Source organism: Flavobacterium aquiphilum (genome assembly GCF_027111335.1).
Taxonomy (GTDB): domain Bacteria; phylum Bacteroidota; class Bacteroidia; order Flavobacteriales; family Flavobacteriaceae; genus Flavobacterium; species Flavobacterium aquiphilum.
In genome coordinates this window covers 4049203-4072774 of sequence record NZ_CP114288.1, presented here as the reverse complement: position 1 = coordinate 4072774, position 23572 = coordinate 4049203, and the positions used below count along the sequence as shown (strand labels likewise).

Sequence of the window (23572 nt, the reverse complement as noted above, 5' to 3'; positions counted from 1 at the left end):
TTTCCTTTTTATTTTATTATTGCAGAACAAGCTACTCTACCTCCGGCATTACCAGTTGGCTGGGTTGTAAAATCATCAGCTCCTTGGTGTACGATAATCCCTTTTCCGATGATGTCTTTTGTAGCGTCGCCACAACCAATGCACCATTCGTCAGTAGTCAAAGTGATAGTTCCGTTTCCTTTTTCATCAGCTGTAAAATTACCAATATCTCCTTTGTGGTATTCTCCAACGCCCCATTTTCCGTGTTTTTTGAAGGTAGGATTCCAGTGTCCTCCTGCTGAGCTTCCGTCAGGAGCTGAACAATCTGATTTTTCATGAATGTGAATGGCATGGACACCCGGTTGTAAACCTGAAATTTTAGCAACAAAAGTTACTTTTCCATTTTTCTCAGTAAAAGAAGCTGTTCCGCTTACTTTGCTATTGCTTTTAGGTTCAAAAGTTAAGTTTAAACTTTTGGAATCACTTGATTTGCTATTGGTTTTACAACCAATTATTACAGCGATAATTACAGCAGCTGAAAGGATTATTTTTTTCATATAGTTAATTATTTATGGTTTTTAAAGGTCATATATAATTCGCATATCAAGATTAATGGTTGCGAACAAATTTTTAATCATGCTCATTTCATAATTTTAAAAAGCTGAATTAGGATTATAAAATTACGTATAAAAAAGCGTATTAAAATTAAATGTTTCTTAAAATCTATTTTGACTTTTCTCCAACAAAATGATTAGTTGGCGACTTAAATAATATGTTGAAAGAGGTCAAGCTACCATAAATACGGGTGATGTATTGCTGTAATTCTATCTTTTCGATTTCTTCTATTTTACTGCTGTTGATTTTTTGTTCCATTACACGCAGGCGGTCTCGAACCATTATGATTTTATGAAAAAAAGTGTCAATCGGAATTTCTTTGGAAGCTAATCCTGGCTGCCCGGGTTCCAATATCAGTTTTCCGCCTTTCCATTTATCCCCAATCGGTACAATTTCGGAAACATCTGACCATTTTTTCAATAGGTCTCGTAAACTTTGCTCTACATCTGAGAAACTTACGGTATCCACTTCGTCTACGGCGGCTTCTATTACTTTGAATTCATCGTTCAAAGGGATAGTCTCCAATCCATTTTCAATAAACGTTACCCAATATTCTTTGGATGAAACATTGGTTACTACTCCTTTTCCGTATTCCGGGTGTTCAATTCTTGAACCTATTCCTAATAATGTCATACTGTTTTTTCTTTTTTACGAAAATAACCATACCATTTTTAAAAAGCAAATTTGATAATGGAAGCATTTTTTCTTATTAATTTTTCTTATTTTTACATTACATGATTTTTAAATAACTGAGCATGAATAAAATAATATTTTTAACAGTTTTTATTTGCATGAGTTTTGCTTCATGTAGTACATCGAAAACAGCCGCGAAAGAAGTTTCAATCGAAGGGACTTGGGAATTAAACTATATAACCGGGCCTAAAATAGCTTTCAATGGATTGTTTCCTGGCAAAAAGCCAACAATCACTTTTAATTTGAATGATAAAAAAATTACAGGAAACAATAGCTGTAATAACTATTTTGGGGCTTTGATTATGGATGGAAATAAAATTAATTTTAAAGATGCTAAAATGGGAATGACTATGATGGCTTGTGAAGGTAATGGAGATTCAGTTTATATGGAAGCCTTAAAAAAAATTGAGTCATACACAATTACTGATGGTGGAAATACCTTGAACCTGTTATTAGGTAACGTCGTAATGATGCGATTTACTCATCAAAAATAAATTTATTAATTATTCGTTTTATAAAATTAAGGAGTTATGAAAACAGTAGTATTATCTTTTTTTCTTTCTTTTTCAATGCTAATGGGATTTGCTCAGGAAAAAACCAAACAGCAGATAAAAGAAGAGAAAAAGCTGGCCGAACAAAAGAAAGTAGAAGAACTTTTAAATTCAAAAGATTATGAATTTGTTGCTGATTGGGCTTATCCTCAGAGCGGACGAAGTATCAATCTGACCTCTAATCCGAATTTTTTCAGAGTTAAAAATGATTCTGTACATAGTGAAATGCCTTTTTTTGGACGAGCTTATGCGGGAGTTGCTTATAGTGGAGGCGGAGGACTTGATTTTAAAGGAGCTATGAAAGATTATTCAATGACAAAGGGCAAGAAAAATTATATTATAAAAACCGAAGTCAAAGGTAGTTCTGATAATTATTCCATCATGTTGACTGTCTATTTTGATGGAGGAGCTTCTTTGAATATAAATTCTAATAATCGAGCTTCAATTAGTTATAGAGGAATGGTTACGAAGACGAAGCCCAATATGAAATAATTTATTTATTAAAAATAATAGATCATTCTAGGCATATTCGTGTTTCCGGTGACTATTACTGGGATTGATTGAAAAGTAATAGCAGTTATGAAAAAATTATTAATCCCTTTTTTGATAGTTTTATTTGGAAGCCTAAGTTTGGTCAAGGCGCAAACTAATTCAGATATTGATAAATCTTGTCCACCAAAAACTGTTTTTGAATTATTCAAAAAGAAAGATTCTGTTTTAATTGTCAAGCCAACTAGAAACAATTTTTTACTTGTAATCCCAATAATTGGGGTTAATCCGGCAACAGGTTTTAGTTATGGTGCAACGTCCCAATATACTTTTAAAGGCAAAGAAGCTACCGACAAATATTCTTCCGCAAATCTAGGGGTGACTTTCACTACCGAAAAACAATTATTGGTCAATGTCAAGAATAATATTTTGTTGAAAAATAATAGTATTTATCTTCGAGGGGATTATCGACTGTATATTTTTACCCAGCCAAATTATGGATTGGGAACCAATATTATTCCAAAAAATAGAGACCAACCTGATTTTAATATTGAATCCATAGAAGAGCCGATGGATTATAATTATTTTAAGTTTCATCAAAGCTCTTCGTGGGAAATAAAAAAGGACTTTTATGTAGGAGGAGGAGTCGAAATTGATTGGTATTCTTCGATTTATGATAAAAACCTGGATATTGTAAACGGAAAGTTTACCCATCACTACAATTATAGTTTACAAAATGGATTTGATCCTAATGAATATTTTGTAAATGGCTTAAGTGCCAATTTTATTTATGACTCCAGAGATAATCAAATTAATACTAGAAAAGGCTGGTTTGCCAATGCAAATTATAGGTTTAATTGGGGATTGTTTAATAATCAAAAAGCGAGTAGTGTTTTAAACACAGAGGTTAGGTATTTTCTTCCTCTCGACCCTAAAAGAGAACAATTTGTATTGGGATTTTGGGGATTAGGACAATTTGTAACCAAAGGTGCTGTCCCTTATTTGAACTTGCCTGCCATTGGTTGGGATCAGCGCAGCCGAAGTGGGGAGGGTTATACGCAGGGATTGTTTAGAGGAAATAGTTTGGCTTATCTTCAGGTAGAATTGAGATTTCCCATAACCTGCAATCAACTTCTTAGCGGAACAGCTTTTACAAATTTTATTTCTACAAGTGATAAGTATGACCGTGTTCATCTTTTTGAATTTGTGCAACCGGCTTTTGGGGTAGGATTAAGGCTTTTAATTGATAAGGCTACAAGGACAAATCTTATTTTTGATTATGCAGTAGGAAACCATTCTAATGGATTTTATCTCAATGCAGGCGAGACTTTTTAGGTGTTTTTCGTTGTGGGAAAAATTACATAAAAGGCATTGACTTTAAATTTTTAAAGTAGTGAGAATTTAATTAAAAAATCTTATATTTGATTGAATTTTAACTAAATAAAAGAAACAAACATGAAAAAATTACTTTTATTATTTGCCGTTGCATTCTCTTCTGCAACATTTTCCCAATCAACTTTGAAAGACGATATTGATGTTGTTCAATCGGTTTATGGTAGATCAAAATCTGAATTAGTAAATCAGTACATGGGATTGTCTGGTACTCAAGCAGCCGATTTTGCTAAAATTTATGAAGCTTATGAAGCTGAAAGGAAAAAATTGGGAGAAGAAAAAATTAACTTAATCAATCAATATGCTACTGACTACGCTGCGTTGACTGATGCTAAAGCTGATGTAATCGTAAAAGGAGTTTTGAAAAACAATACGGCCTATGATAAATTGTATTCTGCTTACTATGAAAAAGTTAAAAAAGCGATTGGAGCAATAAACGCTACAAAATTCATTCAGTTGGAAATTTACTTGCAAACTGAGATTAGAAGCAGTCTGCAAAATGCCATTCCTTTTGTAGGTGAACTGGAGATGACAAAAGTGAAATAAATATTTTTTATACAAAAACAAATGAAGAGCGTGACCTTGATGTTGCGCTTTTTTATTGGTTTTTACTTGATTTACAGTCGTTTGTTGTGATGTAATTATTTGTTTTTGGACTGTCATAAATGAAAAGTTCTTCTGTCTTAAAAAGTGTTAATTTTTACTTCTTTATTTCAGGAAAAAATGTTAAATTTGTTAAGGAACTCACTGATTTTTAATGTAATTTAAAAAATAAACCATGAAAATTTTATCTACCTCTTTTAGAATTGTCTTCATTTTTGGATTTGCGTTATTCATGTCTTCGACTAAGGTTTTTTCGCAAGCAACTCCTAAAGATTTCAAGAATTCAATAAAGTTCAATGTTTCCAATACATTGCTTTATGATAATTCACTTCAGTTTTCGTACGAAAGAATGATTAAGGAAAATCAAAGTATAAATGTTTTTGCCGGTTATCAGGAGTTTCCATTGATAAAGCTGGATGTAAAGAATGTTGATTTTGATCAAAGTAGTGGCAGAAAAGGATATTCATTTGGTGTAGATTATAGATTTTATCTGGGAAGTGTCAACAAATACAAGGGACCAAGAGGTGTTTATTTAGCACCATTTACAAGTTTTTTTCAATTTGAAACGGATAGAAATTTAAACTATACTAATCCTGATACACAAGTAAGAAGCAGTACAAATCTGAATGCAAAATTAAATTTAATGAATGTCGGAGGTGAATTAGGTTACCAATTCGTTTTATGGAACAGGGTAGTTATAGATTGTGTTTTATTTGGGCCTTCGTTAACGCATTATAAATACAATTTAAAATTGGATGGAAAAATTGATGGACTTGATGAAAATGAAACTCTTCAAAAAATTATCGAAGCTATGAAAGACAAATTTCCTCAGCTTGGTGATCTTTCGCATGATAATGATGTTGAGAAAAAAGGGGTTCAATCCATTACTGCAATTGGATTCAGGTATAATGTAAGCATTGGATATAGATTCTAAAATAGATAGTAAAAAATTGTAAAAACCTCAAATTTTTGAGGTTTTTTTAAACTTTTTTTTCAATAAGTATTTTTCATTTTTTAAACTTTCGTCAGAAAATGTTTTAAATACAGCTTTAGAAAGTGTCTTTAAATTTTTCTAATATTCAGTATATGGTTAATTATGAATTAGTTTCCGTAAAGAAGATTGGTTTTTTTTTTGCTGCCTTTTTATTTGCTTGCAATTGCATAGTGGCACAGGATCTTGAGCCAAGGGCTTATGCCAATATGCCTAGGGGAGTCAATATCGCTGTGGGGAGTTATGGCTATATGAAAGGTGATATTGTGACAGAACCCTCTTTGCCTATTGAGGATTTTCTTATTACCAGCCACAATATTGGGGCGGGTTATATGCGTTCGTTCGGTTTGGCGGGTAGGTTAGCTAGAATTCAGGTCGCTATTCCGTATGTTTTTATGGATGGTGAAGCAACGGTGAGCGGTACAAGAATTACCGGAAACAGAACAGGTTTTGGAGACCTGCGTATGCGATTTGGAGTAAACTTGTTAGGGTCTCCGGCATTAAATATCAAAGAATTTAGCCAATTCCAACAAAAAACAATATTTGGAGCAAGTTTAGTAGTATCCGTTCCTACAGGGCTTTATTATGCTGATAAAAGGGTAAATATAGGTACAAATCGTTGGGGAATCAAGCCGGAATTAGGAATTTCCAAACGTTTTGAGCATGTTTATGCCGAGTTATATTCCGGGGTGTGGTTTTATACCAAAAATAATGAGTTTCTAGGAAACAACGAATTGAAACAAGATCCCGTAGTTTCTTTTCAAGGTCACGCCAGTTATTTTTTCAAAAATAATATGTGGGCAGGGATTAATATTAACTGGTTTAGCGGAGGGAAAACATTTGTGGATGAAGCTCCCGCAGGAAGTATTATCAATGCCTCAAGAATCGGGGCGACATTTTCGATGCCACTCACAAAATTTCAGTCTTTAAAGTTTCAGTTTAATACCGGAACTTATAAAAGTGTTGGATTGAATTATGATTCGGTAAGTGTTGGTTACCAATGTGTGTTTTTATAGCATTTAAAATCTTTTAAATTGGAATTAGCCAATGGGTTACCTTTTTTTAAAAAATAGTATAAGTCAATTTGTTATTCTGTTGATAGCTTTTCTTTTTTATGAAGTTGGATTTTCTCAAAACAATGAGGAGACCCGGATCATAAAATTGGATGAAGTTATCCAACTCGGGATTAAAAATAATAATCAGCTAAAAATGGCTAATACCGATGTGGCTACTGCCAATGAGAATTTGAGTCAATCTCATATAGCAAAAGCACCTGTTATCGGTTTAAATATGGGATATAATTATATTGGAAATCCCAAAATTTTTGAAGGGTTTTACGAAAAAAGCACGACCGTGGATTATTATAACCACCAAGGTTCTGCCGGTGTTTTTACCTCAATGCCTTTGTATTACGGAGGAGCAATCAATAGCCAAATTGAGAAACAGAAGTTAATAGTTACGATGCAGGAATCGGTTGCCAAGATGACTGAAGCAGAAATTAAGCAAACCATTACCGCACAATTTTTTAACCTAGAAAAATTATACAAACAGATTGAGGTGACAAAACAAAACATTGTCAATACTGATTTGCGAATCAAACAATTGCAGTCAAGAGTGGCAAATGGCCAAAATCTTAAAAGTGATTTGTTGAGAACCGAATTACAAAAATCGAATTTTGAGGTGGCTGTTTTTAATAGTGCCAATTCAATCGAGTTGATCAGCAATTATTTGGATATATTGACCGGATTGCCAACCAATACCAAATTAAAACCGGTGCTGGATGGTATTTTGATTCCTAAAACGGAGGTGAGTTTTGAGGAAAGCCTGAATGAAGCCTACCAAAATCGTTACGAAATCAAAAGATCTGAAATCAATGTTAAAATTGCTGAATCCTCTTTGGATATTACAAAGAGCGGTTATAAGCCATTTGTAAATGCCAATTTACTTTTCAATACACAGTATCCGGCACAATGGCCTAATTATTCCGACAATATCCTGAATTATTGGGCTGCGGGAGTTTCTCTAGGTTGGGATATTTCGAGTTTTTATAATTTGAAACATAAAACAAATGCTGACCGATTACAAATCGATAAAAGTAATATTGCCCTTGAGGCGACCAAAGATGTAATTAATCAAGATGTAAAAGCAGCTTATGTAAGGTTTATGGAAAGTGTTCGGAACATAGCGACTTTTAAAAAAGATGTTGATTTGGCATTGAGCAATTACAAAATTGTAAAAAGCCGTTACGATAATGATTTTGCAGTAATTAGTGATATTGTTGATGCGGAGTTGCAGTTAAACGAAGCGAAAATTTCCTTGAATAATGCCAATATTGACGCTATTATTCAATACTATTCTTTACAGTATGCAATGGGTAAACTTTAAATTTATTTTATGAGCGAAGATAATACAACCAATGAAGCTGCGGTGAAAAGTGAAAAAAAGAGAAATACGATTTTGACTATCCTTTCTTTTGTTTTCATCATAGGAGGAGGTATATGGATATTGAGTTTGTTTTTTGACTTTCACAGGTATGAAACAACCAATAATGCGCAAGTCGAATCTTATATCAACAGTATTACTGCTCGGGCAACGGGTCATGTGGCGGCAATCAAATTTGATTCCCATCAGTTTGTTCATAAAGGCGATACATTGGTTATTCTTGATGATGAGGAATACCAAATAAAAGTAAAGCAAGCCGAAGCCGATTTGGCTGTTGCCCAAGGGAATTTGCATTCGTTGGAGCAAGCGGTTATTACGGCGATTTCCAATGAAGCGGCATCTAAGGAAAAATTGAGCGGAGATATGGCCGATCTTGAAAAAGCGCAAAAGGATTACGAACGATTCAAGAATATGTATGCCGATTCGGCTGTAACACGTAATCAATACGATCAGGTGGTTTCCAAACTGCAATCGACAAAAGCATATTTGGCAGCAGGGGAAAAAGGATTATTGGCAAGCAAATCGACCACCGTACAAAGCCACACCAATCTCGAAGCGGCAAACGCTACTGTTGCGAGAAAGAAAGCCGATTTGGAAAATGCTATGTTGCAATTGTCCTACACTTATATCATTGCTCAGGCTGATGGTTATGTTGGAGAAAGAACCATATCGGTTGGTGAATTGATAAATGCCAATCAGGTGGTGGCAACGATGGTTTTGAGTGATAAGTTATGGGTAAATGCCAATTTTAAGGAGACCCAAATCGAAAAAATTAAGTTGGGGCAAGAGGCAACTATTACTATTGATGCACTTGACGGGAAAGAATTTAAAGGGAAAGTAGTCGGTTTTTCGCCGGCAACGGGAGCCAAGTTTTCGATGGTGGAACCTGATAATTCTACGGGAAATTTTGTCAAAATCACGCAACGTATCCCTGTAAAAATTAATTTTGAAGCTACCGGAAAAGAATTGGCAGAGGTAAAACCGGGAATGAATGTGACCGTGGATATTAATAAATAATACAAATAGCTTTTCAGAGACCTGACAGGTTTTTAAAACATAAGTGTTCGGAAGAGTTAAATTCAACAGATTTTACACACAGTTTGTCATTCCGAGGAACGAGGAATCACACTAGTTGATTACGTTATGTGATTTCTCCCGCTGGTCGAAATGACAAATCTTTACGGATAATACGTTGTCGAAATATCAAACGTAAAGTAGAATGATATGTTTTTAAGTGGTACATTGTTCGAAATCAAGGTTTTAAGGTCTTCCGAACACTTGTGTTTCTAAAATCTGTTAGGTCTGAAACGATACAGAATGATTTACATAAAATAATTTCCAAAAATGCCTAATGCTGGCTTTTAGCCCCGATAGCAGTGGAAATCCTTATAAGCCGGGGGTCGGCTTATAAGATTGCAACGGATAGCGGGAACAATCTTGGCTGAGAATGCCTAGTCTTTCTGCTCCTAAAATTTAAAATGACTTTTAAACAGCGATATTAAATGGCTTTAATCAAAAAAGGAAGTGTGTTTACCCTTGTAGGACTATATGTTCTTACAATTCCTTTTTTTAATGCCATGAATGTGACTTCTTATGACAACTCGCAGATATTGGGACATTTTGGGGCATCCACAACTGCGTTTACCTATTCGACTTATATTCCGTTTTTTGCGATGTTGGGATTTTTGCCTTTGGGACTGAAAATAGGAAAGCAAATTAAGGTGCGGACGATGATTTTGTCGGTTAGTTTTTTGTCGATTATTTGCAATACCGCTTCGTTGTTTGCAAGCACAATCGAATGGTTTACGGTTTGGCGAGCTTTGCTGGCTATTTTATCTATAATAGGAATTTTTGCAACTATAATCCCGATACTTTTAAAATACAACCCTACGTTCAATATGCCCATTTTGTACGGAATCGTGCAGTTTATCCTTCAGGGGAGCAAGCAACTATACCAATATTTTGGGACGCAGATGACAAGTATTCACAATTGGACTTTTGGGGTTTATTTCTTGAATATCAATTTTTTGGTAGCAATACTTTTGGCTTGGGTTTTTTATAGAAAAGATGTGGCACCAATGAAATCTCCTTTTCAATTTGATTGGCGAGGGTGGGGGATTTTACAATTGTTTTTGGTTGTGATTCTTTTTCTTTGTGCCGAAGGACAAACTAGAAACTGGCTTTCGGATCCCAAAGTTTCGATGGCAATTGCTTTTTTGTTGCTGATCGTTGGAATGTATCTGATGCACGTTCGGTTTACCAAAGAGCCGTTGATAAATCCCGATGTTTATAAATACAAAAACGTTGTTTTGGGTTCGTTTCTCTTTTTTTACACCGGAATGATGAACGGCACGGGAAGCGTTGTGACCGGATTTATGACCAATATTTTGGGTTTTGACAGTATTTATGTCGCCCGAACGCATTTGGCAATTCTGATTGGGCTTTTTATAGCCATTCCGCTTTCGACTTATCTTTTGTTTAAACGAATTTATCTGGCAACGCTTTGGGTTTCGGGTTTTGCCTGTTACGGTCTGTATCATATCATTCTCTATTTTAGGTTTTATCCCGAAATAGATACAACCGATTTTTTCGGTCCATTTATTTTCAAAGGGCTTGCCATTGGTTTTTTGTATCCGGCGGCTTCGCTTTATATTTCTGAAAAAGTCCCAAAAAATCTAGGTGATTCCCGAATGATGAGCGGGGTAATTTCGCGGGCAGTTTTCGCTTCGTTGTTGGGCGGGGCAATTCTTGGAACTTTTATTTCCAATATGAATGTACAGCATAAAACCGGTCTTAGTCAACAATTATCGGAGTTGAACCCGGTGGCAAAAGCTGAATTGGATCAAAATAAAAAAATATTTATGATGAAAGGACTGTCGGCTTGGGAAGCCCAAAAAAAAGCCGAAAAAAGCCTTTCGAACGAAACGTCAAAATCAGCAATGATGTTGGCCTATAAGGATATTTATCTGGTGATGTCGGCCTTATGTTTTTTCCCGATTTTGGTTCTGTTGCTCTTTAAATTAGGACGAAGACCAATAGGAAGCGTGTCGGTGGAGCCGATACCATTTTGAGAAAGTTACTAAGACTCTAAGTTTCTAAGAAACTAAGATTTTAAAGACTTTGACTTGTATAGCCAAAGGTTTTAACCGTTGGTTGAAATTATAGATTTTCGGCACGCATACTTTGCGTCTTTGCGACTTTGCGAGAAATTGGACACGCAAAGACGCGAAGACGCAAAGAAAAAATTAACAATTAAAAAGACTCAGCAGCTTAGAAACTTAGAATCTCAGAAACTATGAACAAAAAAAAATACCGATTCTTGAATCATTTGTGGAGTAAGGAAAGTGGACTAAGCGGAATGTTTGTCTTGCTTTTTATTATGCATTTTGTACTGATCCCCATATTTGGAAGCTATTCTTTCTTTATGGTTATTATAAATCTGTTTTGGATGCTGTTTTTGGTAGCGGGGATTATTTCCTTGTCTAAATCGAGAAAGCAAACAGTTTCATTTATAATTATTCCTTTTTTCTTTGTCCTTTTTAATTGGATAACGGTTTTTCAGCGAACGCCTTTTCTCTTGTTTGCCGATATATTTTTCACCATTGCCACATTTGTATTGCTGATTGTTTTGGTTTTGAAAAAAGTTTTCGAACCTGGACCAATTACCGAATACCGAGTAATCGGTTCCATTGTGGTGTATATGATTTTGGCCAATTTATGGTCGGTGATTTATCAGTTTGTGTATGAACACATTCCGGGGGCTTTTCAAATCACCTTACCGGCTTTTGAAAGCAATACTTTACAAGCTAATTTTTTGTATTTTAGTTATATAACAATTACAACTACCGGTTATGGAGATATTTTTCCATTGCATCCCGTTGCGAGGTCATTGGTACAAGTCGAAGCCATTATTGGGGTTTTGTATCCCGTGATCCTTATTGGACGTCTTGTTTCGGATGCCAATGAAAACACTTCCAAAAAAAGAAAAATCAACAATAATGATATTTAATTTTAACTAATCCCTTAAACCAACTCTTATGGAAAATTCAAACCCATACAAAAGCAAACAACTCTTCGAAGTTATTCTACAGTTAGGACTCGTTTTCCTGATTTTAGGATTTTGCATTAAACTTTTACTACCTTTTATGATGCCGATTCTTTGGGCAATTATATTGGCGATCGTGCTGTACCCGGGATTTAATTTTTTGCAAAAAAAATTGAAGGGACGCAAAAGCTTGGCTTCCTTCATTATTACTGTAACTATTTTGGCGCTTATTATTTTGCCTACAGTGGCATTTTTCAATTCGGTTACTTCAACAGTTGCCGAATTAAAAACAGGAGTTGAAAACGGAACCCTTAAAGTGGCAACACCGGGAGAAAACATCAAAGATTGGCCGATAATAGGGGACAAAGCATACAATTTCCTTTACGCTTTATCGACCGATATGGAAAAAGGAGTACTCGAATATAAGGAACAAATCGTAGAAGTATCAAAAGCATTATTAGGAAAAGCAGCGAGCTCAATAGCCTCTTTGCTGTCAATTATCCTATCTGTTATTATTGCAGGAGTATTGATGGTTTCGACAAGCGCGCAAAACTTGGCAACCAATTTTATCAAAAGAATTTCAGGCGATTCCGGCGATGAATTTTTGGATATATCTGTGTCAACAGTCTATCAGGTTGTAAAAGGAATCTTGGGAGTAGCCATCATTCAAACCTTGATACAGGCCGTTGGGCTTTTTGGCTGTGGCGTCCCTTTCGCGGGAGTGTTGACGGTATTGTGTTTGATGCTTTCCATCATTCAAGTAGGACCTATCATTGTTAATCTTGGAGTAATTGCCTACCTGTTTTCATTAGACAATACCACAGCAGCAATTGGTTGGACAATCTTTTTCATCCTTAGCGGACTATCGGACAATGTACTAAAACCATTATTGTTGGGAAAAGGAGCTATGGTTCCTATGCTCGTTATTTTTCTAGGAGTAATTGGCGGATTCATGATGTCCGGATTTATCGGTTTGTTTGTAGGGCCAATTGTGTTTTCTATAGGTTATAAATTATTCGTGGCTTGGATGGACGATACGCCAAACAAAATCACTGTTGAAAATGATTTAAAAGAATAGTTTGGGCGTGCCCCCGTTAAGAAACAGGCCCCACTCTTCTATATGGTGAGTCGGGCCTTTTTCTTAGCGGGGTCGGGCTATCCACGCTACTTTGGTAGCTTGTTCCTATCCCTCACGCGGGAGACTGCAATAGCAATGGCAATTGGAATAGCAATGACAATTTCAAAAATTAGCATTCCGATATTTCACAAACTTGTCATCCTTGTAAAAGTCACTTATTTCGGTAACAGATTTGTCATTTCTATCTGTTTTTTAATAAAATTAAGATGGACAAAATTGTAAAAAAAAGTTTATATATTAGCAACTAATTAGAGACCTTTTTATGGTACAAAGTCACTGTATTCGCTTAAAAAAACAAGAGATAATTATCTTTAAGAAAGCATAATGTTTTTACATTAATCCACCAATAAGAGCATGACAGAAAAATCAAATGATATGATGATTATTGAAACCGATTTACTCAATGAGTTATCCGAACTTGTGGAGCAAAGTCAACAGCAGGTTATTGTTCAAAACAACAGTGTTTTAACTTTACTTTTTTGGCAAATTGGTTTTCGCATAAATGAAACTATACTTCAAAACAAACGCGCTGAATACGGAAAACAAATTGTGCCGACACTGTCGGCACAATTGGAAAACAAATATGGGAGGAACTTTACAGAGAAAAACCTCAGGCGAATGCTTCGTTTTGCAGAACAATTTATGGACAGGCAAATTGTCGTGACACTGTCAAGACAATTGAGTTGGTCTCACTTTATAGAGTTATTACCCATCAAGAGTCCTGAAGCTAGATTGTTTTATGCACATCAGGTCATTAATCACTTAACGAGTGTCAGGGAACTGCGAAAACTGATTGCATCTAAAACGTTTGAACGTACTGCAATAGCTAATTCACAAACAGTTCAAATAGAAAGTACGCTGCCAAATACTTTTAAGGATCCTTATTTGTTAGATTTTTTAAATTTAGGGAATGCTTATTTGGAAAAGGATTTGGAACAAGCCGTATTGTATGATTTAGAAAAATTTATTCTTGAATTAGGTAAAGGATTTACATTTGTAGAACGCCAAAAAAGAATGATTATAGACGGTGAGGATTTCAATTTAGACTTGCTTTTCTACCATCGGAAATTAAAAAGATTAATAGCCATAGAATTAAAATTGGGTAAATTTCAAGCCAAGCACAAAGGGCAAATGGAATTGTATCTCAAATGGTTGGACAAACATGAAAAGCAAGAAGGAGAAAATACCCCTATTGGTTTAATACTTTGTGCCGAAAGTAGTAGGGAACAAATAGAATTACTCGAAATGCACAAAGACGGAATAATGGTAGCCGAGTATTGGACTGATTTACCTCCTAAAAAACAATTTGAAGAAAAAATACATTTGCTTTTAGCCGAAGCTAAAGAAAGAATGGAAAGAAAAAAGTTGTTATAAAAAGATAAATAGAATATTAATATAGTGAGCCAATATTATTTCCGAGGCTTTTTCATCGGAATCATCCGTATGTTCAAATACGGAATGCGCCCTGCGCAGTGCCGCTATTTTTTGGTCCCTAGCGGCATCTAGAATTGTCAATTCCTCTGTTTCGGTTTGGGTTCTAATCTGCATTAATGCCTGATTGAAAATTGGCGATTGATTTACCAAATCATCATGGAGTTCCTTAAACACAGAATCGGAAGCGGGATCTAAGCCCGAAGCTGCATAATCAGTAAGATAACGTACTATAAATTGACCGCTGTCAAGATAAGTAAGTTGGGAAATGGCAATTGGGTTAAGTTTCATAATTGTGGTTTTTGTAAGATTAATAATTAATGAAACTATAATATTTAGTTTTTTCTTACAAATAATCCGGGGTTTATCACAAAATATTCAAAAATGCCTTTTTTTCAAAAAAAGGGAAGCTGTCAAAGAGGTTGAACGAGTTCCCTTGCACTCAGAGAGATCATTCAAGGGGTTTGGCAGGCTCCCTTGAACTCAAGGAGACCGTCCAAGGGGTTTGACAAGCTCCCTTGAACTCAAGGAGATCATTCAAGGGGTTTGACGAGTTCCCTTGCACTCAAGGAGATCATTCAAGGGGTTGAACAAGTTGTCTTGAACTTAAACTCCGGGAACGAATTTATGACTATAATGGAGTTCATGTGAATAGGGTGGAAATAGACAAAAATCAGATTGCGATTTGTTAAAAAATCGCTGATGCCGTGAGTTTTTTTTGATAATTTATAACTATTTGTTTGTATATTGCCATGAATAAAGTCTGAGATTCATCAGACTTATACACCCCAATTTGGGGTGATAAGTCTAGTTTTGTCAGATATATAAATGAGTTAGCGGTCAGCTTTAAACACGAATATCTTACAAAGAAAATATATGGAACTTGGAATTTTAAAAACAGTTACAACAAGAGTAAAATGGGCAAACGAAGCTAGAGATTTTACGCCTTGGTTAGCACAAAACATCTCTGAAATAAACGAAGCCGTTGGAATTGAATTAGAAGTTGAAAATATCGAAGTTCAATGCGGTCCATATTCGGCTGACATTTTAGCAAAAGATACAGCTACAAATAAGTATGTTGTTATTGAGAATCAACTTGAAAAAACCAATCACGACCATTTAGGCAAAGCTATAACATACGCTTCCGTTCTAGACGCTTCAACAATTATTTGGATTGCAACAAACTTTACAGCAGAACATAAAAAAAGCCTTGGATTGGTTGAATGACCATACTTCTGACGAAATATCTTTTTATGGCGTACAAGTCGAACTTTGGCAAATTGACAATAGTAATCCAGCAGTAAAATTTAATGTGATTAGCAAACCAAATTTAGCTGTGAGACAAGTAAACCGTTCTATCGCCGCAGAAGATATGTCCGACAAGAGAAAGTTCCAATTGGAATTTTGGAATCGTTTTAGAACAAAACTCGCAGAAACAAGAAAAATTGGTTCCTTGCAAACGCCAAGAGCTCAATATTGGTATGACATTAGTTTAGGAAAATCCTATATTAGTTTGTCAAACTTTTGTAACACTGAACAAAGTAATGTTGGCGTTAGGGTTTATATTAGCAATAAAATTGCTGACGATATGTTACCATATTTAGAAAGTAGAAAAGAAGAAATTGAAACTAAATTAGGTGTTAAACTTCAATGGAATCCTAATCCAAACAATAAAGACAAGGTTTTAATGTTAACGCATTCAACAAACTTTAATGACGATGGAAAAGTTAATGAAGCTTTGGATTGGTTAGTTCAGTATACTATAAAATTCCGAGAGGTATTTTCAAAAGTGATAATGGAAAAGCCTATAAACTAAAAAGCCGAACGTCCTTGATATGTCTCAACAACGATAGCGCAGAATGCACTTGAGCGGTAGCGAATTGACGAAGTAATTCTGCTATCGTTGTGTATATATGTGCCATCGGTTATTACTGCCTCAAAACAACTTATAAAACTATATGGAAAGCCATAAACCATACGAACTAGTCAGAAATAGAAAGTGTGACTTTATTGTTAAGTATCGCTTTTTCTCTGCTGAAGAAGGTGGCCGAAAAACAGGAAATCCAATTCAAGTCTATCGTTCCGACTTTATGTATAATGAAGACGAAAACTTTAAAAAAACATGGATGATTTGGCCTGAATTTCTTGACAAAGAAAATAATGTGATTTTGGACAAATCTATTCGCGTTCCAACTTATGGAAAAGCACAAATGTGGATTATCAATGAAACATTTTTTGGGTTCCATCGAGAACGTATAAAAATTGGTTTGAAAGCCTATTTTGTTGAAGGTTTTCATAAAACCGCCGAATGTGAAGTTATAGAAATCGTTAGTTTAAAATGAAAATTGTAATAGCAAGATTCGCTCGTAGATTTTCAACATGACCGCACAGAATGCACCCGAGCGATAGCGAACTGACGAAGTAATTCTGAACTATCGTTGCGTATATATGTTCCATCGAGAACATTATTAATTTAAAATAATCACAATTCTATCACTCATGAACAATAACCAAAATCTAAAAGAAATAGCAAAATTATTTTTGAGGTTAGGTGTTACTGCTTTTGGCGGGCCTGCGGCACATATTGCAATGATGCAGGAAGAAGTGGTTGTAAAAAGAAAATGGCTTACTGAGCAGCATTTCTTGGATTTGATAGGTGCTACAAACCTGATTCCCGGTCCCAACAGCACCGAAATGGCTATTCATGTCGGGCACGAAAAAGGCGGTTGGAAAGGTTTAATCATTGCAGGGCTTTGTTTCATTCTTCCGGCTGTTTTCATTACGGGATTTTTTGCGTGGCTATACAAACAATACGGACAACTTCCCGAAGTACAACCTTTTATTTACGGAATAAAACCGGCCATTATTGCTGTTATTCTTGGTGCTGTTTTTCCTTTGGCAAAAAAATCCCTGAAATCAATCGAACTAGCCATTATCGGGTTGATTGTCTTGATTGGGTCATTGGCGGGTTTCAACGAAATTTACCTGATGTTTGGTGCGGGATTTTTTGCGTTGTTTTTGGCCTATTGGCGGAACAGTAAATCAAACAAATTAAGTGTTTTTATGCCATTGGCATTTTTGCAAATAAATAATCAAACGATGCTTTCTACGAGCAACGCAAAGTTGTTTTTGATTTTCCTTAAAATTGGTGCGATACTTTATGGAAGCGGTTATGTGTTGTTTGCCTTTCTCGACACCGAATTGGTTTCAACAGGAATTTTGACACGACAACAACTGATAGATGCTATCGCTGTGGGGCAATTTACGCCAGGACCCGTTTTTTCTTCGGTGACATTTATCGGTTATCAAATCAATGGTTTGACGGGAGCTATTGTTTCGACAATTGCGATATTTTTACCTTCATTTGTATTTGTCGCATTGCTCAATCCACTTGTAAAGAAAATGCGGGATTCAAAATTGTTTTCGGCCTTTTTGGATGCCGTTAATGTGGCTTCGGTAGCGATTATTGTGGCCGTATGTTTTGATATGGGAAAAGACACCATCACCGATTGGCGCACAATATTGATTGCTGTTTTGAGTATTGGAATTACATTTGGTTATAGGAAAATCAACAGTGCTTTTGTTGTTTTTGGAGGTTCAATAATTGGTTATTTGTTGGCTTTAATTTAAAAAGATAGAGGAAAAGTTAATGGTTCGGAATCCGATATTGAATTCAAGTACAAAAACGGTTCTAATGTGGATTTATAAATAGTTTAAAATTGATTATGAAAATAAGAGAAGCAAATATTGACGATATTAAAGAAATACAGTTTGTAAGAAATGCGGTAAAAGAAAACACATTGTCAAATCCTAATCTTGTAACCGACGAAGATTGCAGAATATTTTTGACGGAAAGAGGAAAAGGGTGGGTATGTGAAAAAGACAATCAAATTGTTGGATTCTCAATTGTAGATATTCAAGACAACAATATTTGGGCTTTATTTGTTCATCCTGATTTTGACAAAAAAGGAATTGGAAAACAATTGCATGATATAATGCTTGATTGGTATTTTAGTCAAACAAAAGAAACGGTTTGGTTAGGAACCGCTCCTAATACAAGGGCAGAAACATTTTATCGAAAAGCAGGTTGGAAAGAAATTGGAACCCACGGTAATGGCGAAATTAAATTTGAAATGGCGTATAACGATTGGGTAAATAAAAGGGGATTACTAATATAAACACCCATTGTGCAATGGGTAAAAAATAAAAAAGCCGAAGGTTGGGGATGTCCAACAATTTTCGGTAATAGTTTTAAAATCATTGAGCCGATATTGAATTCAAGTACAAAACCGGTTCTAATGTGGATTTATAAATAAGAGAATATAATTAAAAGTTTTAAAAATTGTAATAACTTTGTAGTTACTAAAAAAAGTATATTATGGACATTTCAGTTATCCCAATTGGAAATTCAAAAGGAATTCGTTTATCAAAGACATTACTTGAGAGATATAATATCACTGACAAGGTTGAACTTATTCTTGAGAAGGGTTATATTATTTTAAAGCCTAAGTCAGAACCAAGAAGTGGTTGGGAAAAATCTTTTAAAAAAATGCATGAAAATGGTGATGATAAATTACTTATCAACGATATTTTTGAAGACGAAAATTTAGAAGAATGGAGTTAAGGCAATATCAAATTGTTTTGGTCAATCTTGATCCAACAATTGGAAGTGAAATTAAGAAAACACGACCTTGCGTTATCATTTCTCCAAATGAAATGAATAAATATTTACAGACGATCGTTATTGCCCCGATGACAAGTAGTTCTAAATCTTATCCAACAAGAGTCGAAATAACGCACAATGGCAAAAAAGGTCAAATTGCATTAGATCAAATTAGGACAGTAGATAGAGAGCAAATAACAAAAGTGTTCGGGGATTTGTCTGAAAAAGAAATCTCAAAAGTAAAGGAAGTTTTGAAAGAAACTTATATAGATTAAGTCATAAATGTGGTCAACACTTTTAAATAAAAAAGCCGCTTTGTCATTCAGGGACAAGCGGCTTTTTAAACAAATAAAAACTAAAAAAGGTTAATATTTAGAAAGAGTAAGCATTTTCAGAAATTAATTTTGAGGTAATTGTTTCTCTCAAACCTACAACATTTGGCATGTTGTTGTATTTGGTATAACGGCGTAATCCCATTAACATCATACGTTGTTCATCGCCTTCGGCAAAAGAAATGATGCTTTCTTTCCCTTTTTGGGTGATGATGTCAACCGCTTTGTACAAGTACAATTGCGCCATCGCGATTTGTTCTTTTACTTGGTCAGCACCTTTTGATTTTGCTAATTTTTCGCTTCTCAAAATCGCGCTTTCGGCCATATAGATTTCGATTAGAATATCGGAAGCAGCCATTAGTAGTTGTTGGTGACCTTCCAAATCGGGACCATACTTTTGAACGGCACCTCCTGCAACCATTAAGAACGCTTTTTTCAATTTGCCGATCATTTCTTTTTCCTCGGCAAACAATTCAGAATAATCAGGAGTGTCAAATGAAGGAATTCCCATTAATTCTTCTTGTACTTTGGAGGCAGGGCCTAGTAAATCGACATGGCCTTTCATGGCTTTTTTGATTAACATTCCCACCGATAGCATTCTGTTGATTTCGTTTGTTCCTTCGTAGATACGGGCAATACGGGCATCTCTCCATGCACTTTCCATTGGGGTGTCTTCGGAGAATCCCATTCCGCCAAAGATTTGAATTCCTTCGTCGGCACAATTTTGAACGTCTTCGGAAACGGCTACTTTCAGGATCGAACATTCGATGGCATATTCTTCAACACCTTTCAATTCAGATTCTTGGTGAGAAGCGCCTTCAGCTTCACGAGCCATGATTCTGTCCTCGATATCTTTGGCGGCGCGGTAAGTTGCACTTTCTCCCACATAGCAGGAAGTTGCCATTTCGGCCAATTTGGAACGGATAGCACCGAATTGCGAAATAGGTGTGTTAAACTGAACTCTTTCGTTAGAATAATGAATAGATCCTGTAATCACTCTTCGTTGCGCATCCAAACAAGCAGCAGCCAATTTGATACGGCCTATGTTCAAGGCATTCATCGCGATTTTAAAACCTTCGCCACGACCGGCCAACATATTTTCAACAGGAACTTTTGTTTCATTGAAAAACACCTGACGGGTAGAGGAGGCGCGAATACCTAATTTATGTTCTTCTTCACCAAATGAAATTCCGTTATCGTTTGTGTTTTCCAAAATGAATCCGGTGATGTTTTTGTCGTCTTCAATTCGGGCAAATACAATGAATAATGAACAGAACCCTGCATTTGAAATCCACATTTTTTGTCCTGTGATTTTATAATGCGTACCGTCTTCAGACAAAACTGCTTTGGTTTTTCCTGAATTTGCGTCAGATCCGGCTCCCGGTTCTGTCAAACAATAAGCTCCAAACCATTCGCCGGTAGCTAGTTTTGGTACGTATTTTTGTTTTTGTTCTTCAGTTCCATAAAGAGTAATCGGCATTGTCCCGATTCCGGTATGCGCTCCAAACGCGGTAGAGAACGAACCTGTTGCTCCCGAAATGTAATCACAAACCAAAACCGTATTGACAAATCCCATTCCCATTCCGCCATAAGCTTCAGGAACCGCTACGCTCAAAAATCCCAAATCTCCCGCTTTTCGCATGGATTCCTCGGTAAAAGCGTAATCTTTGTTTTCGAAACGGTTTTTGTTAGGCCAAATTTCTTTGTCCACAAACTCTTTTACAGAGTCACGCATCATCAACTGTTCTTCGTTGAAATCTTCCGGTGTGAATACGTCTTCACATTTTGTTTCTTTTACGATGAATTGACCACCTCTTGTTTTGTCGCTCATGGCTTTTGTTTTTTAAGATGAAAGAAAATAGAAAATAGAATATAGACTTTTACTGCAGTCCATTTTGAAATCCCATTGTCATCCTTTGGAATTCTTCTATTTTAATCTCTAATTGGTTAAATTGTGTTTCGTTTATATATTTTCTATGTGTTGCAATTAATAGTTGCGTAATAAGTTCATATGAAGAGCCTAATGAAATGTCTAAAAAATGACAAAAGGCTTTATCTGTTCTCGAAGAACCTTCAGCTATATTACTAGGCATTGAAACAGAACATCTGCTTATTTGAGAGCTTAAATCATAACGCTCATGTTTTGGAAATTCTAACAAAATATCAGAAATTTCATTTGCGATTGTAATTCCAAGTTGCCAAATCTTCAAGTTCTTATAATTATGTCTCATTCTTTTTGTCTTAAAGGCGTATATCTATTTTATCTTTTTAAAGGCTTATATCTATATTCTATTCTCTATGTTCTATATTCTTTTTAAAGAACTTCATAAATCCCCGCACTTCCTTGTCCAGTTCCCACACACATACTCACAATTCCGTATTTGTTTCCTCTGCGCTTCATTTCGTCGAATAATTGAACAGAAAGTTTGGCACCTGTACAGCCTAGAGGATGCCCTAAAGCAATAGCACCACCGTTTACGTTTACGATATCAGGATTTAATCCAAGTTCGCGAATTACCGCTAATGATTGCGAAGCAAATGCCTCATTGAGTTCTACTAAATCAATATCGTTTAATGTTAGTCCGGCTTGTTTTAATGCTTTTGGAATCGCTTTTACGGGACCAATTCCCATGATTCTTGGTTCGACACCAGCTGAGGCGTAGTTTACCAATCGAGCGATAGGTTGCAGGTTTAATTCTTTGACCATTTCTTCGCTCATAACCAGTACAAAAGCGGCACCATCACTCATTTGAGAAGAGTTACCGGCAGTCACGCTTCCGTCAGCGGCAAAAACGGGTTTCAAACCAGCCAAAGCTTCTTTCGAAGTTCCTGCTCTTGGACCTTCGTCTTTATTGACAACATACGATTTGGTTTCTTTCTTTCCACTTTCGTTGATGAAAGTTTGTTCAACCGTAATCGGAACGATTTGGTTGTCGAATTTATTTTCAGCTTGTGCATTCAATGCTTTCATGTGCGAGTTATAGGCAAACTCATCCTGATCTTCACGGGAAACATTAAACTGTTTTGCAACGGCTTCGGCAGTAAGTCCCATTCCCCAGTAATAATCCTCGTGTCCCGCTTTTGCGACAGCGTAATCAGGAGTTGGTTTATAACCTCCCATCGGAATATAACTCATGCTTTCGGCACCTCCCGCAATGATGCAATGCGCCATCCCTGATTGGATTTTGGCAGTTGCCATTCCGATAGTTTCCAATCCCGATGCGCAATAACGGTTTACCGTAACTCCCGGAACATCATTGACTTTTAATCCCATCAAAGAGATTAAACGGCCAACATTCAGACCTTGTTCCGCTTCCGGCATGGCATTTCCAACCATAACGTCGTCAATGCGTGTTTTGTCAAAATCAGGCAGTTCATTCATCATGTGCTGAATGGTTTCGGCAGCGAGCTCATCAGGTCTTTTGAATCTAAAAACTCCTTTTGGTGCTTTACCTACTGCAGTACGATATGCTTTTACTATATATGCTGTTTTCATAGATACTTGTATTAAGATTGGAGAATTAAGTATTAAGATTTTCCAATGTTTTCTTTGATTTTCTCTTTTTATTTAACTGCCTCGGAGAGGCTTACTGTTTGTAGCACTAATTTTCTATTTGTTTACAAGCTCCATTGGAGCGGCCTGTTTATTATGAGATCCATTCAAACAGATATTTATCTTCATATTCAATTTCAAATTTTTCTAAAAATGATAGATACTCTTCCTTAAATGTTTGGTTTTTATGATTTTCCTCTTGTTTTAAAATGTATTTTATCACATTGTCCAAATGGCTTTTCGAATATGAGAATGCTCCATATCCTTCTTGCCAACTGAATTTACCATTAATCCATTTGCTGTCATTAATAAATTTTGATGAGCCTGCTTTAATGTCTCTAACTAAATCTGATATTGTAATATTGGGTTTCATTCCAATTAAAATATGAACATGGTCAGGCATAGCAAAAATGGCTAGTAATTTTTGTTCTCTATTTGAAATAATACCTGTAATGAATTTGTGCAATTCTTCACGGTTTTCTTTTTTTATCAAATTTTCTCTGTTTTTTACCGCAAAAACAATTTGAATATAAATTTGAGAATACGTATTTGCCATAAATTCGCTTTTAACAGGTCGCTCCTACGGAGCTAAAACCTAATTGTTTCATTTTTCTACAAACAGTTAACCTCTACGAGGTCATTTTTTTAAATTTTA

26 protein-coding genes are annotated in these 23572 nt (G+C 35.6%); 19 read left to right on the top strand and 7 right to left on the bottom strand.

Annotation, left to right across the window (positions count from 1 at the left end):
- Nucleotides 1–8 precede the first annotated feature (8 nt).
- Together OZP12_RS16395 and OZP12_RS16390 are read right to left on the bottom strand one after the other, a co-directional pair.
- Nucleotides 9–536 (bottom strand): superoxide dismutase family protein, encoded by a 528-nt coding sequence (locus tag OZP12_RS16395; RefSeq protein ID WP_281226122.1) that lies wholly within the window; start codon nucleotides 534–536, stop codon nucleotides 9–11.
- Nucleotides 537–702: 166 nt separating this feature from the next.
- Nucleotides 703–1227, bottom strand: a complete 525-nt coding sequence (locus tag OZP12_RS16390; RefSeq protein WP_281226121.1) for a DUF8685 domain-containing protein — start codon at nucleotides 1225–1227, stop codon at nucleotides 703–705.
- 122 nt (nucleotides 1228–1349) lie between these two features.
- Here OZP12_RS16390 and OZP12_RS16385 point away from each other — a divergent pair, with 122 nt between their 5' ends.
- The 12 genes from OZP12_RS16385 (at nucleotide 1350) to OZP12_RS16330 (ending at nucleotide 14312) form a co-directional block, all read left to right on the top strand.
- Entirely contained in the window at nucleotides 1350–1781 is a 432-nt protein-coding gene (locus tag OZP12_RS16385) for an META domain-containing protein (RefSeq protein ID WP_281226120.1), read from the top strand.
- Between the two features lie 36 nt (nucleotides 1782–1817).
- Nucleotides 1818–2330, top strand: a complete 513-nt coding sequence (locus tag OZP12_RS16380) for a DUF4251 domain-containing protein (protein WP_281226119.1) — start codon at nucleotides 1818–1820, stop codon at nucleotides 2328–2330.
- A gap of 87 nt (nucleotides 2331–2417) precedes the next feature.
- Nucleotides 2418–3662, top strand: a complete 1245-nt coding sequence (locus OZP12_RS16375) for a BamA/TamA family outer membrane protein (RefSeq protein ID WP_281226118.1) — start codon at nucleotides 2418–2420, stop codon at nucleotides 3660–3662.
- A 120-nt stretch (nucleotides 3663–3782) separates the two neighbouring features.
- Nucleotides 3783–4265 carry a hypothetical protein gene (locus OZP12_RS16370; RefSeq protein WP_281226117.1) on the top strand — a complete coding sequence of 161 codons (483 nt, stop codon included), beginning with the start codon at nucleotides 3783–3785 and terminating at the stop codon, nucleotides 4263–4265.
- A gap of 232 nt (nucleotides 4266–4497) precedes the next feature.
- Nucleotides 4498–5256 carry a hypothetical protein gene (locus tag OZP12_RS16365; RefSeq protein WP_281226116.1) on the top strand — a complete coding sequence of 253 codons (759 nt, stop codon included), beginning with the start codon at nucleotides 4498–4500 and terminating at the stop codon, nucleotides 5254–5256.
- Nucleotides 5257–5408: 152 nt separating this feature from the next.
- Nucleotides 5409–6329, top strand: a complete 921-nt coding sequence (locus tag OZP12_RS16360; protein ID WP_281226115.1) for a transporter — start codon at nucleotides 5409–5411, stop codon at nucleotides 6327–6329.
- Nucleotides 6330–6360: 31 nt separating this feature from the next.
- Nucleotides 6361–7698, top strand: a complete 1338-nt coding sequence (locus OZP12_RS16355) for a TolC family protein (protein WP_281226113.1) — start codon at nucleotides 6361–6363, stop codon at nucleotides 7696–7698.
- Between the two features lie 9 nt (nucleotides 7699–7707).
- Nucleotides 7708–8772 (top strand): HlyD family secretion protein, encoded by a 1065-nt coding sequence (locus OZP12_RS16350; protein ID WP_281226112.1) that lies wholly within the window; start codon nucleotides 7708–7710, stop codon nucleotides 8770–8772.
- 485 nt (nucleotides 8773–9257) lie between these two features.
- Nucleotides 9258–10826: an MFS transporter gene (locus OZP12_RS16345; RefSeq protein WP_281226111.1), complete on the top strand. Its 1569-nt coding sequence runs from the start codon at nucleotides 9258–9260 to the stop codon at nucleotides 10824–10826.
- 224 nt (nucleotides 10827–11050) lie between these two features.
- On the top strand, nucleotides 11051–11764 hold the full coding sequence (locus tag OZP12_RS16340; protein WP_281226108.1) for an ion channel: 714 nt from the start codon (nucleotides 11051–11053) through the stop codon (nucleotides 11762–11764).
- Nucleotides 11765–11792: 28 nt separating this feature from the next.
- On the top strand, nucleotides 11793–12878 hold the full coding sequence (locus tag OZP12_RS16335) for an AI-2E family transporter (RefSeq protein WP_281226107.1): 1086 nt from the start codon (nucleotides 11793–11795) through the stop codon (nucleotides 12876–12878).
- 414 nt (nucleotides 12879–13292) lie between these two features.
- Nucleotides 13293–14312, top strand: coding sequence for a PDDEXK nuclease domain-containing protein (locus tag OZP12_RS16330; protein WP_281226105.1), 1020 nt, complete (start codon nucleotides 13293–13295; stop codon nucleotides 14310–14312).
- On the opposite strand, the gene OZP12_RS16325 is transcribed toward OZP12_RS16330, so the two are convergent.
- Nucleotides 14307–14660: a hypothetical protein gene (locus OZP12_RS16325; RefSeq protein ID WP_281226104.1), complete on the bottom strand. Its 354-nt coding sequence runs from the start codon at nucleotides 14658–14660 to the stop codon at nucleotides 14307–14309. The genes OZP12_RS16330 and OZP12_RS16325 overlap by 6 nt on opposite strands.
- Nucleotides 14661–15245: 585 nt before the next feature.
- Here OZP12_RS16325 and OZP12_RS16320 point away from each other — a divergent pair.
- The 7 genes from OZP12_RS16320 (at nucleotide 15246) to OZP12_RS16290 (ending at nucleotide 19307) form a co-directional block, all read left to right on the top strand.
- On the top strand, nucleotides 15246–15596 hold the full coding sequence (locus OZP12_RS16320; RefSeq protein ID WP_281226103.1) for a hypothetical protein: 351 nt from the start codon (nucleotides 15246–15248) through the stop codon (nucleotides 15594–15596).
- Nucleotides 15544–16185, top strand: a complete 642-nt coding sequence (locus OZP12_RS16315; RefSeq protein ID WP_281226101.1) for a DUF4268 domain-containing protein — start codon at nucleotides 15544–15546, stop codon at nucleotides 16183–16185. Before OZP12_RS16320 ends, OZP12_RS16315 begins: the two co-directional genes overlap by 53 nt.
- Nucleotides 16186–16327: 142 nt before the next feature.
- A complete protein-coding gene (locus OZP12_RS16310; RefSeq protein ID WP_281226099.1) occupies nucleotides 16328–16711 on the top strand; it encodes a hypothetical protein in 384 nt (127 codons plus the stop codon).
- A 157-nt stretch (nucleotides 16712–16868) separates the two neighbouring features.
- Nucleotides 16869–17999 carry a chromate efflux transporter gene (gene chrA / locus OZP12_RS16305; protein WP_281226098.1) on the top strand — a complete coding sequence of 377 codons (1131 nt, stop codon included), beginning with the start codon at nucleotides 16869–16871 and terminating at the stop codon, nucleotides 17997–17999.
- Between the two features lie 95 nt (nucleotides 18000–18094).
- Nucleotides 18095–18547: a GNAT family N-acetyltransferase gene (locus tag OZP12_RS16300; RefSeq protein ID WP_281226096.1), complete on the top strand. Its 453-nt coding sequence runs from the start codon at nucleotides 18095–18097 to the stop codon at nucleotides 18545–18547.
- A gap of 200 nt (nucleotides 18548–18747) precedes the next feature.
- Complete coding sequence (locus OZP12_RS16295) at nucleotides 18748–18993, top strand: AbrB/MazE/SpoVT family DNA-binding domain-containing protein (protein ID WP_281226095.1); 246 nt, start codon at nucleotides 18748–18750, stop codon at nucleotides 18991–18993.
- On the top strand, nucleotides 18984–19307 hold the full coding sequence (locus OZP12_RS16290; protein ID WP_281226094.1) for a type II toxin-antitoxin system PemK/MazF family toxin: 324 nt from the start codon (nucleotides 18984–18986) through the stop codon (nucleotides 19305–19307). Before OZP12_RS16295 ends, OZP12_RS16290 begins: the two co-directional genes overlap by 10 nt.
- Nucleotides 19308–19404: 97 nt before the next feature.
- On the opposite strand, the gene OZP12_RS16285 is transcribed toward OZP12_RS16290, so the two are convergent.
- The 4 genes from OZP12_RS16285 to tnpA all read right to left on the bottom strand — a co-directional run bounded on the left by OZP12_RS16285 (nucleotide 19405) and on the right by tnpA (nucleotide 23473).
- Complete coding sequence (locus OZP12_RS16285; RefSeq protein WP_281226093.1) at nucleotides 19405–21195, bottom strand: acyl-CoA dehydrogenase FadE; 1791 nt, start codon at nucleotides 21193–21195, stop codon at nucleotides 19405–19407.
- Between the two features lie 49 nt (nucleotides 21196–21244).
- Nucleotides 21245–21595 carry a four helix bundle protein gene (locus OZP12_RS16280; protein WP_281226092.1) on the bottom strand — a complete coding sequence of 117 codons (351 nt, stop codon included), beginning with the start codon at nucleotides 21593–21595 and terminating at the stop codon, nucleotides 21245–21247.
- A gap of 83 nt (nucleotides 21596–21678) precedes the next feature.
- Nucleotides 21679–22860, bottom strand: a complete 1182-nt coding sequence (locus tag OZP12_RS16275; RefSeq protein WP_281226091.1) for an acetyl-CoA C-acyltransferase — start codon at nucleotides 22858–22860, stop codon at nucleotides 21679–21681.
- 151 nt (nucleotides 22861–23011) lie between these two features.
- Nucleotides 23012–23473: an IS200/IS605 family transposase gene (tnpA, locus tag OZP12_RS16270; protein WP_281226090.1), complete on the bottom strand. Its 462-nt coding sequence runs from the start codon at nucleotides 23471–23473 to the stop codon at nucleotides 23012–23014.
- Nucleotides 23474–23572 lie beyond the last annotated feature (99 nt).

What these genes read in the sequence shown, in the direction of transcription:
- OZP12_RS16395 (WP_281226122.1), bottom strand. Translation starts at nt 536, where the DNA reads ATGAAAAAAATAATCCTTTCAGCTGCTGTAATTATCGCTGTAATAATT.
- OZP12_RS16390 (WP_281226121.1), bottom strand. Translation starts at nt 1,227, where the DNA reads ATGACATTATTAGGAATAGGTTCAAGAATTGAACACCCGGAATACGGA.
- OZP12_RS16385 (WP_281226120.1), top strand. Translation starts at nt 1,350, where the DNA reads ATGAATAAAATAATATTTTTAACAGTTTTTATTTGCATGAGTTTTGCT.
- OZP12_RS16380 (WP_281226119.1), top strand. Translation starts at nt 1,818, where the DNA reads ATGAAAACAGTAGTATTATCTTTTTTTCTTTCTTTTTCAATGCTAATG.
- OZP12_RS16375 (WP_281226118.1), top strand. Translation starts at nt 2,418, where the DNA reads ATGAAAAAATTATTAATCCCTTTTTTGATAGTTTTATTTGGAAGCCTA.
- OZP12_RS16370 (WP_281226117.1), top strand. Translation starts at nt 3,783, where the DNA reads ATGAAAAAATTACTTTTATTATTTGCCGTTGCATTCTCTTCTGCAACA.
- OZP12_RS16365 (WP_281226116.1), top strand. Translation starts at nt 4,498, where the DNA reads ATGAAAATTTTATCTACCTCTTTTAGAATTGTCTTCATTTTTGGATTT.
- OZP12_RS16360 (WP_281226115.1), top strand. Translation starts at nt 5,409, where the DNA reads ATGGTTAATTATGAATTAGTTTCCGTAAAGAAGATTGGTTTTTTTTTT.
- OZP12_RS16355 (WP_281226113.1), top strand. Translation starts at nt 6,361, where the DNA reads ATGGGTTACCTTTTTTTAAAAAATAGTATAAGTCAATTTGTTATTCTG.
- OZP12_RS16350 (WP_281226112.1), top strand. Translation starts at nt 7,708, where the DNA reads ATGAGCGAAGATAATACAACCAATGAAGCTGCGGTGAAAAGTGAAAAA.
- OZP12_RS16345 (WP_281226111.1), top strand. Translation starts at nt 9,258, where the DNA reads ATGGCTTTAATCAAAAAAGGAAGTGTGTTTACCCTTGTAGGACTATAT.
- OZP12_RS16340 (WP_281226108.1), top strand. Translation starts at nt 11,051, where the DNA reads ATGAACAAAAAAAAATACCGATTCTTGAATCATTTGTGGAGTAAGGAA.
- OZP12_RS16335 (WP_281226107.1), top strand. Translation starts at nt 11,793, where the DNA reads ATGGAAAATTCAAACCCATACAAAAGCAAACAACTCTTCGAAGTTATT.
- OZP12_RS16330 (WP_281226105.1), top strand. Translation starts at nt 13,293, where the DNA reads ATGACAGAAAAATCAAATGATATGATGATTATTGAAACCGATTTACTC.
- OZP12_RS16325 (WP_281226104.1), bottom strand. Translation starts at nt 14,660, where the DNA reads ATGAAACTTAACCCAATTGCCATTTCCCAACTTACTTATCTTGACAGC.
- OZP12_RS16320 (WP_281226103.1), top strand. Translation starts at nt 15,246, where the DNA reads ATGGAACTTGGAATTTTAAAAACAGTTACAACAAGAGTAAAATGGGCA.
- OZP12_RS16310 (WP_281226099.1), top strand. Translation starts at nt 16,328, where the DNA reads ATGGAAAGCCATAAACCATACGAACTAGTCAGAAATAGAAAGTGTGAC.
- chrA (WP_281226098.1), top strand. Translation starts at nt 16,869, where the DNA reads ATGAACAATAACCAAAATCTAAAAGAAATAGCAAAATTATTTTTGAGG.
- OZP12_RS16300 (WP_281226096.1), top strand. Translation starts at nt 18,095, where the DNA reads ATGAAAATAAGAGAAGCAAATATTGACGATATTAAAGAAATACAGTTT.
- OZP12_RS16295 (WP_281226095.1), top strand. Translation starts at nt 18,748, where the DNA reads ATGGACATTTCAGTTATCCCAATTGGAAATTCAAAAGGAATTCGTTTA.
- OZP12_RS16290 (WP_281226094.1), top strand. Translation starts at nt 18,984, where the DNA reads ATGGAGTTAAGGCAATATCAAATTGTTTTGGTCAATCTTGATCCAACA.
- OZP12_RS16285 (WP_281226093.1), bottom strand. Translation starts at nt 21,195, where the DNA reads ATGAGCGACAAAACAAGAGGTGGTCAATTCATCGTAAAAGAAACAAAA.
- OZP12_RS16280 (WP_281226092.1), bottom strand. Translation starts at nt 21,595, where the DNA reads ATGAGACATAATTATAAGAACTTGAAGATTTGGCAACTTGGAATTACA.
- OZP12_RS16275 (WP_281226091.1), bottom strand. Translation starts at nt 22,860, where the DNA reads ATGAAAACAGCATATATAGTAAAAGCATATCGTACTGCAGTAGGTAAA.
- tnpA (WP_281226090.1), bottom strand. Translation starts at nt 23,473, where the DNA reads ATGGCAAATACGTATTCTCAAATTTATATTCAAATTGTTTTTGCGGTA.